The organism is Niveispirillum fermenti (genome assembly GCF_048066175.1).
Lineage (GTDB): Bacteria > Pseudomonadota > Alphaproteobacteria > Azospirillales > Azospirillaceae > Niveispirillum > Niveispirillum fermenti.
The window spans coordinates 24,455-39,882 of the sequence record NZ_JBLTXA010000005.1 but is presented as its reverse complement, the minus strand read 5'-3'; the positions used below and the strand labels follow the sequence as shown (position 1 = coordinate 39,882).

The window sequence follows — 15,428 nt, the reverse complement described above, 5'->3', positions numbered from 1 at the left end:
GGCCGGCATGATCGAACGCATCCTCTCCCTTTCCGTGCAGCGACGGTATCTGGTGGTGCTGCTGGTGGCGGTGGCGGCGGCCTTCGGGCTGCAATCGCTGCTGCGCCTGCCCATCGACGCCGTGCCCGACATCACGAACAACCAGATCCAGATCACCACGCTGGCCCCCGCCCTGTCGCCGTTCGAGGTGGAGCAGCAGGTGACCTTCCCCGTGGAAACGGCGCTGGCCGGCATCGCCGGCCTGGAAAGCACCCGGTCCATCTCGGTCAACGGCCTGTCGCAGGTGACCGCCATCTTCCAGGAGACGGTGGATATCTATTTCGCCCGCCAGCAGGTGGGCGAACGGCTGACCGAGGCCAGGGAGCAACTGCCCCCGGGCCTGACCCCGACCATGGGTCCGATCTCCACGGGTCTGGGCGAGGTCTATATGTGGACCGTGGAATATGCCCCGTTCGACGCCGGCGCGGCGCGGGCGGGACAGCCCGGCTGGCAGCCCGACGGCAGCTATCTGACCCCCGAGGGCGAAAGGCTGGCCGACGAGGTGGAGCGGGCCACATATCTGCGCACGGTCCAGGACTGGATCGTCACGCCGCAGATGAAGGGCGTGGCCGGGGTGGCCGGCATCGACACGATCGGCGGCCATGAGCGTCAGTACCATGTGCTGCCGGACCCGGGAAAGCTGATCGCCTTCGGCATCTCCTTCGCCGACCTGACACGGGCGCTGGAGAATGCCAACCAGAGCCTGGGCGCCGGCCAGCTTGAGCGCAACGGCGAACTGTTCATCGTGCGGGCCGACGGTCGCCTGTCGGGGCCGGAGCAGATCGCCGGTGTCGTCGTGGCCACCCGCGGCGGCGTGCCCGTGCGCCTGGGCGACGTGGCACAGGTGCGGCCAGGCCAGGCGGTACGCACCGGCAGCGCCAGCGAGAACGGCCGGGAAGTGGTGGTCGGCACGGCCCTGATGCTGATCGGCCAGAACAGCCGCACGGTGGCCGCCGCCGTCGATGCCCGGCTGGAGATCATCCGCGCTTCCCTGCCGGCCGACATCCTGGCCAAGACGGTGCTGGACCGCACCGACCTGGTGAACGCCACCATCAGGACGGTGGCGAAGAACCTGACCGAGGGTGCGCTTCTGGTCATCGCCGTGCTGTTCGGGCTGCTGGGTAATTTCCGCGCCGCCCTGATCACGGCGGCCGTCATTCCCGTGACCATGCTGCTGACGGCCACCGGCATGCTGGAGGCCGGCGTCAGCGCCAACCTGATGAGCCTGGGGGCCCTGGATTTCGGCCTGATCGTCGACGGTGCCGTCATCATCGCGGAAAACTGCCTGCGCCGCCTGGGGGAACGCCAGCATGCGCTGGGGCGGGTCCTGACGCTGGAGGAACGGCTGGGAGAGGTGACACTGGCCGCCAGGGAGATGATCCAGCCCACCGTCTATGGCCAGGCCATCATCATCACCGTCTATCTGCCGCTGCTGACCTTCACGGGGGTGGAAGGCAAGATGTTCGAGCCGATGGCGCTGACCGTCATCATCGCGCTGGCGGCGGCCTTCGTCCTGTCGCTGACGCTGGTGCCGGCCATGATCGCCATCTTCGTCAAGGGCCGGGTGGAGGAGAAGGAGAACGCCGTCATCGCGCGGGCCGGCCGCATCTACCAGCCGCTTCTGGAAAAGGCCCTGCGGCGGCCGCTGCGCATGTCGGCGCTGGCCACCGGCCTGTTTGCCGGCAGCCTGCTGCTGTTCGGCCAGTTGGGCCAGGAATTCATCCCGCAACTGGATGAAGGCGATGTGGCGCTGAATTCCTTCCGCATCCCGTCGACGGGCCTGCCGCTGGCCACGGCACAGCAGATGGAGATCGAGAAGGCCGTGACCGCCTTTCCGGAGGTGGCCTTCGCCTTCTCCAAGACCGGCACGGCGGAGATCGGGACGGATGTGATGCCCCCCGGCATCTCCCACATGTTCGTGATGCTGAAGCCGCGTGACCAGTGGCCCGATCGCAGCCTTTCCAAGGCGGACCTGATCCGCCGGCTGGAAGCCGCCGTGGCCGAACTGCCGGGACAGGTCTACGAGGTCAGCCAGCCCATCCAGCTCCGCTTCAACGAGTTGCTGGCCGGGGTGCGCGGCGACGTCGCCATCAAGGTGTTCGGCGACGATTTCGACACGCTGCTGGACACGGCGAACACCATTGCGTCCCAGGTTCGCGGCATCGACGGTGCCGCCGACGTGCGGGTGGAGCAGGTGTCGGGTGCGTCCTTCCTGAACGTCACCGTGGACCGGGACCGTGCCGCCCGTTTCGGCCTGTCGGTGGCCGAGGTGCAGGAGGTGCTCGCCATGGCGGTCGGCGGTCGGGAAGCCGGCCTGATCTATCAGGGCGACCGCCGGTTCGACATCGTGGCCCTGCTGCCCGGCGGCCTGCGCAACGATCCCGACGCGCTGAAGGCCCTGCCCATCCCCCTGCCGCCCGATGCCGCCGGCAATGCCCGGACCGTGCCGCTGGGGCAGGTGGCGCGTTTCGACGTCGCCGAAGGGCCCAACCAGATCAGCCGCGAGAACGGCAAGCGCCGCATCGTGGTGCAGGCCAATGTCCGGGGCCGCGATATCGGGTCCTTCGTGGCGGAGGCGCAGCAGGCCATCGCCGCCAATGTGGCGGTGCCGGCCGGCTACTGGATCGACTGGGGCGGGCAGTTCGAGAACCTGATCGCGGCGCGCGAGCGGCTGATGGTCGTGGTGCCGGCCTGCTTCGCGCTGATCTTCCTGCTGCTCTACAGCGCGCTGGGCACTGCGCGGGATGCCGCCCTGGTGTTCAGCGGCGTGCCGCTGGCGCTGACGGGCGGCATCCTGGCGCTGTTCCTGCGGGGGATGCCGTTTTCCATCTCCGCCGCGGTGGGCATGATTGCGCTGTCGGGCATCGCCGTGCTGAACGGCCTGGTCATGCTGTCCCATATCCGGCAGTTGCGCCAGGGCGGCATGGACCTGGACCGGGCCGTGCGGCAAGGCGCGCGCACCCGCCTGCGGCCCGTTTTGATGACGGCGCTGGTGGCCAGCCTGGGCTTCGTGCCCATGGCCCTGTCCACCAGCGTCGGGGCGGAGGTGCAGCGGCCCATCGCCACGGTGGTCATCGGCGGCCTGTTCACGGCCACGCTGCTGACCCTGCTGGTGCTGCCGGCGCTATACCGCCGCTTCGCGGCACCTGTGCCGGTTGCCGCCCAATCGGAAGGCACGACGGTTTCCGGACGATCCGTCGACCAGGCTGGATGACGCGGGCCGGGTGGGGTGGGGCCGGGCTCTCCACCCCACCCGCTGTGACTGGGATCATGACCGGGGGGCGAAGCAATCCTCCCGCAGGGACCGGCCGGCCGTCTCGGGCATGTGGCGCAGTGCCAGCAACCCGACAAGGCAGGCCCCCATCATGTAGAAGGCGGGCATCAGCGGGTTGCCTGTCATGGTGATCAGGCCGCTGCCAATGGCCGGTGCCGTGCCGCCGAAGATGGAGGTGGAGACATTGTAGGCGATGGCGAAGCCGGCGAAGCGCACATGGGTCGGGAACATGGCGGGGAAGGTGGCCGATATGGTCGCCAATTGCGGGACATAGAGCAGGCCCAGCAGGATGAAGGCCACGATGGCTCCCGTCAGGCCCGTGCCCATCAGCATGTAAAGGGGGATGACCAGGAAGAACAGCCCCAGCAGGGAGAATTTCCACATCGGCCGCCGCCCGACCCGGTCGGACAGCCAGCCCGCAAAGGGCACCAGCACCATCATGAACAGCATGCCGATCAGGGGCACGATCAGCGCCTCGTCGCTGGAAAGCCCCATGCGGCGCTGGAGATAGGTCGGCATATAGCTCAGCAGCGTGTAGTTCACGACATTCAGCGCCACCACCAGCCCGCTCACGACCAGCACGGGCCGCCAGTATCGGCGCAAAAGCACGCCCAGCCCCGGCGCCTCGCGGCCCTCCGCGTCCGCCTTGGCCTCCGCCTCCTGGAATACGGGCGTTTCCTTGATGCGGGACCGCAGGTAAAGGCCGATCAGCCCCATCGGCCCCGCCAGCAGGAAGGGAATGCGCCAGCCCCAGTCATGCATGGCCTGGTCGCCCAGCATCAGCGAAAAGCCCAGCATCAGCCCCGCCCCCAGCGAAAAGCCGGCCAGGGTGCCGAACTCCAGGAAGCTGCCATAGAAGCCGCGGCGGTCATCGGGGGAATATTCGGCCATGAAGGTCGCCGCCCCGCCATACTCGCCGCCCGTGGAAAATCCCTGCACCATGCGCAGCAGGATCAGCAGGGTCGGTGCCCAGAATCCGATACTGTCATAGGTGGGGATCAGGCCGACGCATAGCGTGGCGCCCGACATCAGCAGGATGGTCAGCGCCAGGATCGACTTGCGGCCCAGCCGGTCACCCAGCGGGCCCCAGAACATGCCGCCCAGCGGCCTTACCAGAAAGGAGATGGCAAAGGTGGCCAGTGCGAACAGCACGGCCTCGTCCACATCGCCGGGAAACAGTGCCGCGGAGATGTAGGTGACGCCATAGGCATAGATGCCGTAGTCGAACCATTCGGTGGCGTTGCCGATGGCCGACGCGCCGATGGCACGGTTCAGCGTGCGCTGGTCGGCAGGATGAGGGGGCGTATCGGGGGGCGTCGTCGCTGTGCCCTGCATCGTCACTCCCCCACCCAGGTGGCCGGACGGGAAAATGCGGAAAGGACCGGCGCACGGGGCGTGCGGGTCATGGGGAACATCATGGGCATGGTGTCTCCTGCGGGTTCTTCTGCATGGAGCGTCCCGGCCGCCGGAAGGGGCCGGTCACGGGATCAAGGGCATGGTCCGCGATGCGCAGGACCCCCGAATGGAAGAAGGGGCCGGATGACGCGCGAGAAATGGCGGGCCCCAAGAAAGGGGGGGCCAAGCCGGGAGCCCGGCGGGCGGCGCAGGAAAAGGGCAGTCCGATACTGTCCATGCGCCACGCCCGGGGGGACCATGGGCGGCGGGGTCGGTCTGTCAGTGCCTGGTCGGCGGGTCCGTTCTTGCCTTTACGTTGCCTGTGCGGACGGCGAACTGGCGGCCACGACAGGCGACCGCCAGCCCCGATCGTAACGCCTGCCGCCCGCCCCGTCCATGATCTAGGACACGGGCGCGGGACCGTCAGCCCCAGGCTGTCCGCAAACAGACGGGGCAGTGCGCAACGGGTCTCCCGTTGCGTATTGGGGCTTGATACCAGTTCCCGGTGATCGCAACCGATCACCGGGCCTCATACCAAGGTGCGGTGAGTTGAACTCATCGCACCTTGGTTGGCGCACCTTGGTTGGCGCACCTTTGGTTGGCGCGTTGAGCGCCCGCGCGCCCATGCGCCAAAGCCGCCGGATGGCGGCGCCCGGCGCATGAGGGATGCATTGATCAGCACTATAGGTTCTGATCAATGCAGTTACGTATCAGGTGTCGGCGCCAACATCCGTTGGCCTGGCTACGCCGCACCTGCGGCGCTGGCGCGGGTCGTTCGCCGGCAGCATGGGTGATGGTGAGCCGGGCGTCTCAGCATCCCAGGAGTTGCCTGAAATAGGCGATGGTCCGTTCCAGGCCGGTCTGAAGGGGAATGGTCGGGGACCAGTTCAGCACTGTCCGGGCCTGTGTGATGTCCGGGCGGCGCTGGCGCGGGTCGTCCGTCGGCAGCGGGTGGTGGGTGATGGATGAGCGGGAGCCGGTCATCGCGATCACCCGTTCGGCCAGCTCGCGAATCGTGAATTCCTCTGGATTGCCGATATTGATGGGGCCGGTGACCGCGTCCGGGCTGTTCATCAGCCGCACCAGCCCGTCGATCATGTCGGCGACATAGCAGAAGGAGCGTGTCTGCTGCCCGTCGCCAAAAAGCGTGATCGGCTCATGGCGCAGGGCCTGAACGATGAAGTTCGACACGACGCGGCCATCGTCGGGATGCATGCGCGGGCCATAGGTATTGAAGATGCGGGCCACCTTGATCCGCAGGCCATGCTGACGGTGATAATCGAAGAACAGGGTTTCGGCACAGCGCTTCCCCTCGTCATAACAACTGCGCGGCCCGATCGGATTGACATTGCCCCAATAGCTTTCCGGCTGGGGGTGGATATCGGGATTGCCATAGACCTCGCTGGTCGAGGCCTGCAGGATTCTGGCCCGCGTCCGCTTGGCCAGACCCAGCATGTTGATGGCGCCATGGACGCTGACCTTGGTCGTGGCGACCGGATCGCGCTGATAATGGATGGGGGAGGCGGGACAGGCGAGATTATAAATCTCGTCCACCTCCAGATAGAGGGGGAAGGTCACGTCGTGGCGGATCACTTCGAAATTGGGATTGTCCTGCAGCGGGAAGATATTGTCGCGTGTGCCTGTGTAGAAATTATCGACGCAGATGACGCTGTTGCCCTCCTGCAGAAGCCGCTCGCACAGATGCGAGCCCAGGAAGCCCCCCCCACCCGTAACCAGAACCCGTTTGCGTGAATGTTTCACGATGATCCTCATATCAGACAGCGGAAGGGGTGAAGGCGGGCACGATGCAAGCCCATCATATCGTCAGCGATATGAAATGGGGACTTCCATTTGCAGCCCTGCCCCGCCTCGGGCCCCGGAGATCGACCGGCCAGATGCCCATCACCTGTTTGGGTGGAAGGAGGGCCTTTTCTTGGACGCAGGTCTGAGGGGGGATGGGCGGCGTTGCCGGCCCTTGTTGCGTTATAACAAATCGTTATCGATAACATTTCGTAAGTATACGACAAATTTGTGCCGTCCAATTGTGCGGGTTGCAATCTGTTGCGTGTATCGGGAAGTTGTCCGATAGTCACGCGCGTTCCCAGCTGGGGCGGGAAACAGGCATCTATCAGTTTGGCATGGCAGTTGGACAGGAACGGGAATGGGTGGGCAGACGGTGGTTGATCGCAAGGGACGGCTGGCATTTCTGGGGATCGATGCCGGCACGCAGGCCGTGCTGGCGGCTTTGAGGCCGCGGATCGAGACGGCACTTCCCGCGATCATCGACGCCTTTTATGCCGATCTGCGGCAATGGCCGGAGATGATGCGCCTGTTCAAGGATGAGAGCGTCATGCGCCATGCGCGCCAGCGCCAGCTTGAACATTGGCTGAACCTGTTCTCCGGCCGGTTCGACGACAGTTATTTCGACAGCGTGCGTGCCATCGGCCGTGTGCATTCGGTTCTGGGGCTGGAGCCGCGCTGGTATCTGGGCGGCTATGCGCTGACCATGTCGCGGCTTTATGGCGTGCTGATACGCGGCTCTACCAGCCGCCTGCGGCCGCAGGAAGCGGAGGCCCGTCTGGCTGAGGCGATGCGTGCTGTCAACCTGGCCGTGATGCTGGACATGGATCTGGTGATCTCCGTCTATCTGGACGAGAACGCCGCCCGACATGCCCGGCATCTGGACGATATCTCCAACCAGCTCGACGCGCATGTGCGCGGCATGGTGCATGGCGTGGCATCCGCAGCCAGCCAGCTTGATGGCAATGCCCAGCGTATCAGCCAGGCGGCACATGACACGACCACGCGAGCCCATTCAGCCAGCCATGCGGCTGAACAGGCAACGGGCAATGTCAGCATCGTGGCGTCGGCGTCCGAGGAACTGTCGGCGTCCATCGCCGAGATCGCCAGCCAGGTGGCGCGCTCCACCGCCGTGGCGCGCGATGCCGTGACCGAGGCCGGCAATGCCGATACGACCATCGTGGCCCTGGCCGAGGCGGCGGGCCGCATTACCCAAGTCGTGGACCTGATCAACGAGATCGCGGGCCAGACCAACCTGCTGGCCCTGAACGCCACCATCGAGGCGGCAAGGGCAGGGGAGGCCGGCAAGGGCTTCGCCGTCGTGGCCGGCGAGGTCAAGCAGCTTGCCAGCCAGACCGCGCGCGCCACGGAGGATATTGCGCGCCAGGTGTCGGAGATGCAGGCCCGCATGGCCAAGGCCGTGGACGCCATCGCCACGATCGACCGCACCATCCGCGAGATGGACCAGATTTCCAGCACCATCGCCGCCGCCGTGGAACAGCAGGGGGCCGCGACGCGGGAGATCGCGCGCAATGTGCAACTGGCCGCCGTTGCCACTGCGGAGGTGGGGGACAATGTGGCCGGTGTGGCCGGTGCGGCAGAGGCCGTGGCGGGCGTGGCCGGTGAGTTGGGCACTGCGTCGGAGGAGCTGAGCCGCAAGGCCGATGGCCTGCGCACCGGCTTTGACAGCTTCATCACAGCCCTGACCCGCGCGGCCCGGTAGGGCTCTGCCCCCCTCGGGCTTTGACCATTCACCGGCTGTCCGGCACGGGCCGGCCGTGCCCATGCCCGGTGCGGCGCCGTCATGAGGGAGCGGTGCAACAAAATCTTGCGTTGCCCCCGGTGCGGGACCGATAACAGGCCCATGCCCATATGAGGACCCGTGAGATGGCCGAAGGTATCCTGAACCGCAAGTTCATCAAGGCCGGAACCCAGCTTTTCGCCACGGGAGACCGGGGTGAACACATGTATCTGGTGCAGTCGGGCCGCATCCGCCTGTGGCGTGGCGAGCCCGACCATCCCGTCGTGCTGGCCGAGGTCGGTCCCAACTGCCTGTTCGGGGAAATGGCCCTGATCGACGAGGGCACGCGGTCGGCCTGTGCCCACGCGGTGGAAGACACGACCCTGATCGTCATTTCCGGCGAGAAAGTGCGACAGCGCCTGTCGGAGGCCGATCCGTTCGTCGCTTCCATCGTCCGCATCCTGGCGCGCAACCTGCGCGCCTCCAACGGCCACCTGGAAGATCTGATGGGCCAGATGCTGGCCGTCAGCGCCATCAAGGCGCGCGAGATCGCACCCAACGAGGATGTGGCCACCCTGAACAGTGAATTGTCGAAGGGCTGACCCGTCTCCGGCCGGCCAGCCCGGTCACGCCCCCAGGGGACCGCGCGGCCGCGATGATTGCCGCACCACCAGACGGGCGGGGATGATGGTCTGGTCGAGGGCCCGGCCGGCCATCAGGCGCAGCAGATTCTCCACCAGCAATTCGCCCGCCGCCGCCGTATCCTGCCGCACCGTGGTCAGGGGCGGATTGGTGTAGCTGGCGGCCTGGATATCGTCGAACCCCACGACGGATACATCGCCCGGTACGGCCAGACCGCGGTCGCGCAGCGCATGCATGGCGCCGATGGCGACCAGATCGCAGGCGGCAACGATGGCGTCGAATGGCGTGCCCGCATCCAGCAGACGCAGGGCGGCCGCATGGCCCGCCTCCTCCGACGTCTGGCTGTCCAGGCGTAGCGCGGGGTCCGCCGGCAGGCCCGCTGCCGCCAGCGCCTGCACATAGCCCTGGTAGCGGTCCCGATATTCGGGACAATTCTCCGATATGTCGCCCAGGAAGGCGATGCGGCGATGGCCCGTGGCGATCAGGTGAGAAACGGCGTCGGACATGCCCTGCACATTGTCCGACCCGATGAAATGGCCGGGCTGGCCCGGCAGTACCGGTCCCCAGGTGATATATTCGATCCCCGCCTCGTCCAGGCTGGCGATCTTCTCCAGATAGGAGGTGTAGTCACCATAGCCCAGGAAGATGATGCCGTCGGCACGTTTGGAACTGGCATAGTCGGCCGTCCAGTCGGTGCTGGATTGCTGGAAAGAGATCAGCAGGTCATAGCCGCGCCGTGCCGATGCGCGGGTGACGGAGCCCAGGATCGACAGGAAGAACGGGTTGATCAGCGATTCCGAGGTGCCGGGGTCCTCATAGAGCAGCAGGGCCAGCGTGTTGCTGCGCTGGGACCGCAGATTGCGGGCGTTGACGTCGACCTTGTAGTTCAACTGGCGCGCGGCCTGTTCCACCTTCAGCCGCGTGTCCTCGCTGACCATGGAATCGCGGCGCAGCGCGCGCGAGACGGTCGATTGTGAAACCCCTGCCAGTTCGGCGATATCGAAGGATGTCGGCCGCTTGTTCCGCATTGTTCTTCTTGGCTTCTTTTCTTTTCCGCCCAGGATTGCACATTACAGGCCCGGTGCCGGCCCTGGCAATCACCGCCACCAGGGAGATATCGCAAAAGCCGGGCATGGGAAGGGTGGGTGCGCGCCGGAAACGGTCCGGAATGTCAGAATATGACGTCCTTGTCCGTGTCCGCGCCGATGAAGGTAAGGGTGCGGATCCGGGACGGATCACCGCCGCCCATATCGAAATTCACCTGGTTGACCTGGGTGCGGAAGACATCGCGCAGGATGGTGTTGCGGACCCGCAGGCGGGCCGGCGGCGCCGGCAGCGACACATCCTGATAGACATGCAGATCGTCACCGGCCAGTTCCGCCCCGATAAGGCGCAGGGTCAGCGACGCGGCGTCCGGCGGTGTCAGCGTGAAGCGCGCCTCCGTATAGAGCGCCAGCCGCGCCTGGTCCCTCACCTGTGACAGGTCGGGTGTGGCCACCTTCACGATCCGGTTCAGCGCCATTTCGCCATCATGGGCGTGCAGGGCGTGGTCCACCTCCAGCAGGCCGGCGCCCGCATTCCAGCGCACAAGGGTTAGCACCGATTTGGCGCGATGGGCCAGACCGGGCGATGCGGTCCCGATGGTGCTACCGGCGGCGGCCATGGCGATGGCAAGCAGGCGGCGGCGGGGCAGGAGGTGGGCGGTCACGGCTGCTGGCCCGCGGGGGCCAGCGGCACCTGCCGCTCCTCCCCCTCCGTTCCCTGCGCGTCCTTGCCGGCCTTCAGTTCCACCAGCATGTCGGCCATCATGTCCTGCTCGTCACGCTTGGCCTTGTACAGTTCCAGGCGTGAGGCCGCGATCCGGCGCGGATAGGCATTGTTCGACGGGTCGGCATCGGCGATTTCCTGCCGCGGGTCCAGTTCGATGCCCACCACCTGCTTGGGCCGGATCAGCATCCGGGTCACCGCCTTGCTGTCATAGCGCCAGATTTCAGCCGGGATCATCAGGAATTCCCCCGTTCCGTCGGCATAGGTGATCTGGAGCGGCAGCGGCATGACCAGACCGCCCTTGTTCACGAAATCGATGAAATAGACCCAGTCGCCATCCTTCTCCGCGCGGGCAAGGGCTTCGCGTTCCCAGGGCTCCAACCCTTCCAGCAGGTCGCTGAAACGGTTGCGGTCCTTGTTGCTGGGCGTGAACGGATCGTTCTCGTTGTAGAAATCCGCCAGTTCGGGCCGGCGCTCCAGCAGGGTCCGCAGCCCCTGCTCGCGATTGCGGGTCTGGCCCAGCGGCTCTCGCACCTCCCGCCCGGCCCGCTCGCGGTCCAGCGGCTTTTCGATATCGGGATTGCCCGTGGAAATGCGGTATTCGCGCACCGAGGCCAGGTCGATATCGACATGGTCGGTCGTGTAGAACCAGCCGCGCCAGAACCAGTCGAGATCCACGCCGGATGCATCCTCCATGGTGCGGAAGAAATCGGCCGGGGTGGGGCGCTTGAACTTCCAGCGCCGGGCATATTCGCGGAAGGCATGGTCGAACAGGTCGCGGCCCATCACCGTCTCGCGCAGGATGGTCAGGGCCGTGGCCGGCTTGGCATAGGCGTTGGGGCCGAATTGCAAGGCGCTGTCCGACTGCGTCATGATCGGCACCTGTCCCTGGCTGACCATGTAGCTGGTGATGCCGGCCGGCAGGTTGGGGTTGCGGCGGTGGGCGCCGAAATTCTCCTCCCATTCCAGATGCGCCACATTCTGGAGGAAGGTGTTCAACCCCTCGTCCATCCAGGTCCATTGCCGCTCGTCGGAATTGACGACCATGGGGAAATAGATGTGGCCCACCTCATGGATGACCACCCCGATCAGGCCATATTTGGCATTGGCCGAATAGGTGCGCCGGCCCGTCTTCGCGTCGATACTTGGGCGGTAGCCGTTGAAGGTGATCATGGGATATTCCATGCCCCCGCTTTCCCAGGTGTTCACGGACTGGGCCGTGGGATAGGGATAGGGGAAGGAATATTTGTTGTAGACCTGGATCGTATGCGCCACGGCCCAGGTCGAGTATTTCGACCAGAGCGGCTCCGCCTCGTTCGGGTAGAAGGACATGGCCAGCACCGTCGGCTGGTCGGGATTGTCCTGCTTCACCCCCATCGCGTCCCAGATGAACTTGTTGGAACTGGCAAAGGCGAAATCGCGCACGTTGCGGGCCTTGAACCGCCAGGTCTTCATCGCCCGGTCGGTTTCCTTCTCGTTGGCCAGCGCCTCATCCGGCGTCACGATGAAGATCGGCTGATCGGACCGGGCGGCGCGGGCCAGCCGGTCGCGCTGGGCCGATGTCAGCACATCGCCAGCATTCTGCAATTCACCCGAGGCACTGACGATATGGTCGGCCGGCACCGTTACCGACACGTCGTAGTCGCCGAACTCCAGCGTAAATTCCCCGCGCCCCAGAAAGGCCTTGTGCTGCCAGCCGGCATAGTCGGTGTAGGCCGCCATGCGCGGGAACCATTGGGCGATGAAGAACAGCTCCGTTCCGTTCTCGAACCGCTCATAGCCGCTGCGGCCGCCGACCACCGACTCGTTGATGATATTGTGCGCCCATTCCACCTTGAAGCCGTAGCTGGCGCCCGGCGCCAGCGGGCGGGGCAGGTCGATGCGCATCATCGTGTCGACCACCCTGTAGGGCAGGGGCCGTCCGCCCTCGTCCGTGACGGCGGCGATCTCCACCCCGTACCGGATGTCCTTCAGTGCCTGGGCGCGGGCAAGCTGATCGTAGCTGATCTGGTCGCCGCCGTCCCGGCCGGGGCTGCTGGTGCGCGTCAGCTCGGCGATGGAGCCTTCCTTGTAGATGTTCTGGTCGAGCTGGAGCCACAGATAGCGCAGCGTATCGGGCGAGTTGTTGTGGTAGCGCACCGTCTGGCGCGCCGTCAGCCGCTTGGCCCCCACCTCCAGCCGGACATCGATGCTGTAGTCGGCCCGCTGCTGCCAATATTCATGGCCGGGTGCGCCGGACGCCGTGCGATAGGTGTTGGCGGTGGGCAGGTCCACGTCGAGCTGCCGGAACTTGTCCTTCCAGTCACCCTTGGTCTGATCGACCGCATCGGCCAAAGCCGTCGCCGGCGCCAGAACCGGCAACAGCACCAACGCAATGGCCGCCACCAGGCGTGCCATCTTTCCCCGCCACAAACCCATGCCTTGCCCCCACCAATGCAACCCGGGGTCCCCGCCCGACCGGGCCCGTTGCCGCAAGGGCTCGATAATGCTTGGGGCCGGGAAGCGGCGAAAGCCTTTAGTCATGCGGCGCGCCAGAATCCTGATCCCGGCAAGAATCGGGCCGTATGATTGTAGGGATTTCGCATTTTGTATCGGTTTGTGCCGATGCCGGTCGGATGCTGGTGCTGATCGCAGCCGGGCCCTTGTCTGGCGCCTGCCCTGCCCGACCTGAAGGATTCGCGGGGCGGCCCCCTTCGTTCGTCGGGGCTTCTTTCCTTACCAAAGCGTTATTTCCGCCCTATGATCCGCCCCTTCTGACAGTTTGGGGGATCGGATGCGAGACGGTTTTGCCATGCGTGGCGACTGGCGACATGACGTCATCGTGGTCACTCTGGCCGTGGAGGAGTTGGGCCCCCGGGAACTGGCGCCGCTGGTCAATACGCTGGATGAGGCGGAGCGTGAGCAGGCCGCACGCCTGCATTTCGATGCCGACCGCAATGCCTACATCGCGGCCCACGGGCTGACGCGGCTGTTCCTGTCGGCATGGACGGGGCGCGCGGCGGGGTCGCTGGCCTTCAATGCCGGGCCCTATGGCAAGCCGGCGCTGGTGCGCGGCGGGGCGTCGTTCAACCTGTCGCACACGCGCGGCATGGTGGCCGTCGCCGTGGCGGCGCAGGGAGAGGTCGGCGTGGATATCGAGCCGATCAACCCGCGGCGCACGATCGAACTGGATATCGCCGACCGCTGGTTCTCCGCCGCCGAGGTGGCACAGATCGGCAGCGAGGAGGCGGAGGATGCCAAGCGCGCGCGCTTCATGCGCATCTGGAACCTCAAGGAATCCGTGATCAAGGCCACGGGCCGTGGCCTGTCCCAGGAGTTGACGGGCTTCACCGTCACCCCGGCGGCAGGACCGGATACGTCCCCCGTCATGGCGATACACGAGGAATGGCTGGAGCGGGCCGGCGACTGGCGGCTGGCGCAGTGGGATGTCGATGGGTACGTCCTGGCCGCAGCCAGCCTGAATGGCCCGCCGGGCAATCTGCGCCATCTGCGCGTCACAGCCGATGGCCTGGCGGCATTGGCCGATGGGGCGCCGATCCTGGTTTGACGGGGGCCCCGGCCGGCCCCCCCCCCTCATGGGGGGCGGCCGGGTTCAGTCGGAACCGGCCAGCAATGGCCAGGCGCTGCTGCAGCGTTCCGAAAAGATGCGCAGATGCCCGATGGCCGAAACACCCGCGGCGGCCACGGGGATGACGGCATGTTCCACGGTCGCGGCCGGGAAGAAGGCAGCATGGTCGCGCACGACCGCGGGCGGGATCATGGGATCATCCTCGATCGCGATCAGCCGGACGGTGCCCGTCATCCGGCCCAGGTCGGGCTGTGGCAGGTGGCGTCCCCAGTCCCGGCGATAGAACCCGCGTGAGGTACACCAGCGCCGCCATTGCCAGAAGGCGTTGGCCGGCAGGTCGGCGCCCTGTCCCAGGATGCGTCCCGGCATGTAGCCCAGAAGTGCTGTGGCCAGCGGCCCCAGCACGAACCAGAAGGCCATGGCCTTGCCGATGAAATGGCTCGGGTGACGCCGCCAGTGCGCGGGCCCCGTGGCCACGCTCGTCAGGCGGCGCACCCGGTCGGCCTTGGCGTGGAACGGCAGGCCCATGCCGCCCAGCGAATGGCCCATCACCTCCACCGGCAGACCGGGATGGCGGTCGAACAGGAAGTCCAGGGCCGCCCCCTGGTCGATGACGGCCCAGTCCGCCATGCTGGCCTGTGCCAGCCGCACGGGCCCGCGGGCCGAATGGCCGCAATCACGGTAGTCATAGATCAGTATCGCCGCCTGCCGCCGGCCAGCCAGCCAGGCGGCGAAGCGGGCATAATAGTCGCGCGGCACGCCCGTGGCGCCATGAAGTACCAATGCCATGGCCGGCGGCCCGTGCGGCGGCGTGAAAAGCCGGCCGGCCAGTTCCCGCCCGTCCGGACAGGGAATGGTGACCGGCTGTTCCGGGGCCGCCTGTTCGGGGGAAGCGGCGTGCCCGCCGGGCTGGGTGTGGAGACTGGCAATGGTGCTGCCGGCCGTCATGGCATGTCCGATCGCTTGTTCGCTTCCCGGAAGATAACGAACGATCGTGCTAATTACAACAGGTCGGTACAAAGACCCGGCCGGCGGGCCCGCCGGCCGGGGCAGTTTCCCTTGAGGGAGCAAGGACCCGGCCGCAAAGGGCAGCGGCCGGGCCGGCCCGGCGGATGGGAGCCCGCCGGGTTTCCGGTGGTGTCACGCGCCGGGCGCCGCCAATCGGCGGCTTTGACGTGCGCCCACCAGGAGCGTACACGGGC

At 66.4% G+C, this 15,428-nt stretch carries 10 protein-coding genes; 4 read left to right on the top strand and 6 right to left on the bottom strand.

All coding sequences use genetic code 11. The features are described from left to right. The first annotated feature begins 7 nt into the window (after positions 1–7). Positions 8–3,253 (top strand): efflux RND transporter permease subunit, encoded by a 3,246-nt coding sequence (locus ACM9LZ_RS06690; RefSeq protein WP_416618578.1) that lies wholly within the window; start codon positions 8–10, stop codon positions 3,251–3,253. A gap of 54 nt (positions 3,254–3,307) precedes the next feature. Here ACM9LZ_RS06690 and ACM9LZ_RS06685 read toward each other — a convergent pair whose 3' ends face one another. Together ACM9LZ_RS06685 and ACM9LZ_RS06680 are read right to left on the bottom strand one after the other, a co-directional pair. After that, positions 3,308–4,648: an MFS transporter gene (locus ACM9LZ_RS06685; RefSeq protein ID WP_416618577.1), complete on the bottom strand. Its 1,341-nt coding sequence runs from the start codon at positions 4,646–4,648 to the stop codon at positions 3,308–3,310. Between the two features lie 870 nt (positions 4,649–5,518). Beyond that, on the bottom strand, positions 5,519–6,469 hold the full coding sequence (locus ACM9LZ_RS06680) for a UDP-glucuronic acid decarboxylase family protein (protein WP_416618576.1): 951 nt from the start codon (positions 6,467–6,469) through the stop codon (positions 5,519–5,521). Positions 6,470–6,869: 400 nt separating this feature from the next. On the opposite strand from ACM9LZ_RS06680, the gene ACM9LZ_RS06675 reads away from it, so the two are divergent. Together ACM9LZ_RS06675 and ACM9LZ_RS06670 are read left to right on the top strand one after the other, a co-directional pair. After that, positions 6,870–8,231, top strand: coding sequence for a protoglobin domain-containing protein (locus tag ACM9LZ_RS06675; RefSeq protein ID WP_416618575.1), 1,362 nt, complete (start codon positions 6,870–6,872; stop codon positions 8,229–8,231). Between the two features lie 164 nt (positions 8,232–8,395). Next, positions 8,396–8,851, top strand: coding sequence for a Crp/Fnr family transcriptional regulator (locus ACM9LZ_RS06670; protein WP_416618574.1), 456 nt, complete (start codon positions 8,396–8,398; stop codon positions 8,849–8,851). A 24-nt stretch (positions 8,852–8,875) separates the two neighbouring features. On the opposite strand, the gene ACM9LZ_RS06665 is transcribed toward ACM9LZ_RS06670, so the two are convergent. The 3 genes from ACM9LZ_RS06665 to ACM9LZ_RS06655 form a co-directional block, all read right to left on the bottom strand. Then, positions 8,876–9,919 (bottom strand): LacI family DNA-binding transcriptional regulator, encoded by a 1,044-nt coding sequence (locus ACM9LZ_RS06665; protein ID WP_416618573.1) that lies wholly within the window; start codon positions 9,917–9,919, stop codon positions 8,876–8,878. 143 nt (positions 9,920–10,062) lie between these two features. Next, on the bottom strand, positions 10,063–10,599 hold the full coding sequence (locus ACM9LZ_RS06660) for a DUF6702 family protein (protein WP_416618572.1): 537 nt from the start codon (positions 10,597–10,599) through the stop codon (positions 10,063–10,065). After that, a complete protein-coding gene (locus tag ACM9LZ_RS06655; protein WP_416618571.1) occupies positions 10,596–13,055 on the bottom strand; it encodes a M1 family metallopeptidase in 2,460 nt (819 codons plus the stop codon). Before ACM9LZ_RS06655 ends, ACM9LZ_RS06660 begins: the two co-directional genes overlap by 4 nt. Positions 13,056–13,431: 376 nt before the next feature. On the opposite strand from ACM9LZ_RS06655, the gene ACM9LZ_RS06650 reads away from it, so the two are divergent. Continuing rightward, complete coding sequence (locus ACM9LZ_RS06650) at positions 13,432–14,205, top strand: 4'-phosphopantetheinyl transferase family protein (protein WP_416618570.1); 774 nt, start codon at positions 13,432–13,434, stop codon at positions 14,203–14,205. A gap of 45 nt (positions 14,206–14,250) precedes the next feature. On the opposite strand, the gene ACM9LZ_RS06645 is transcribed toward ACM9LZ_RS06650, so the two are convergent. Beyond that, complete coding sequence (locus ACM9LZ_RS06645; protein ID WP_416618569.1) at positions 14,251–15,174, bottom strand: alpha/beta hydrolase family protein; 924 nt, start codon at positions 15,172–15,174, stop codon at positions 14,251–14,253. Between the last annotated feature and the right edge of the window lie 254 nt (positions 15,175–15,428).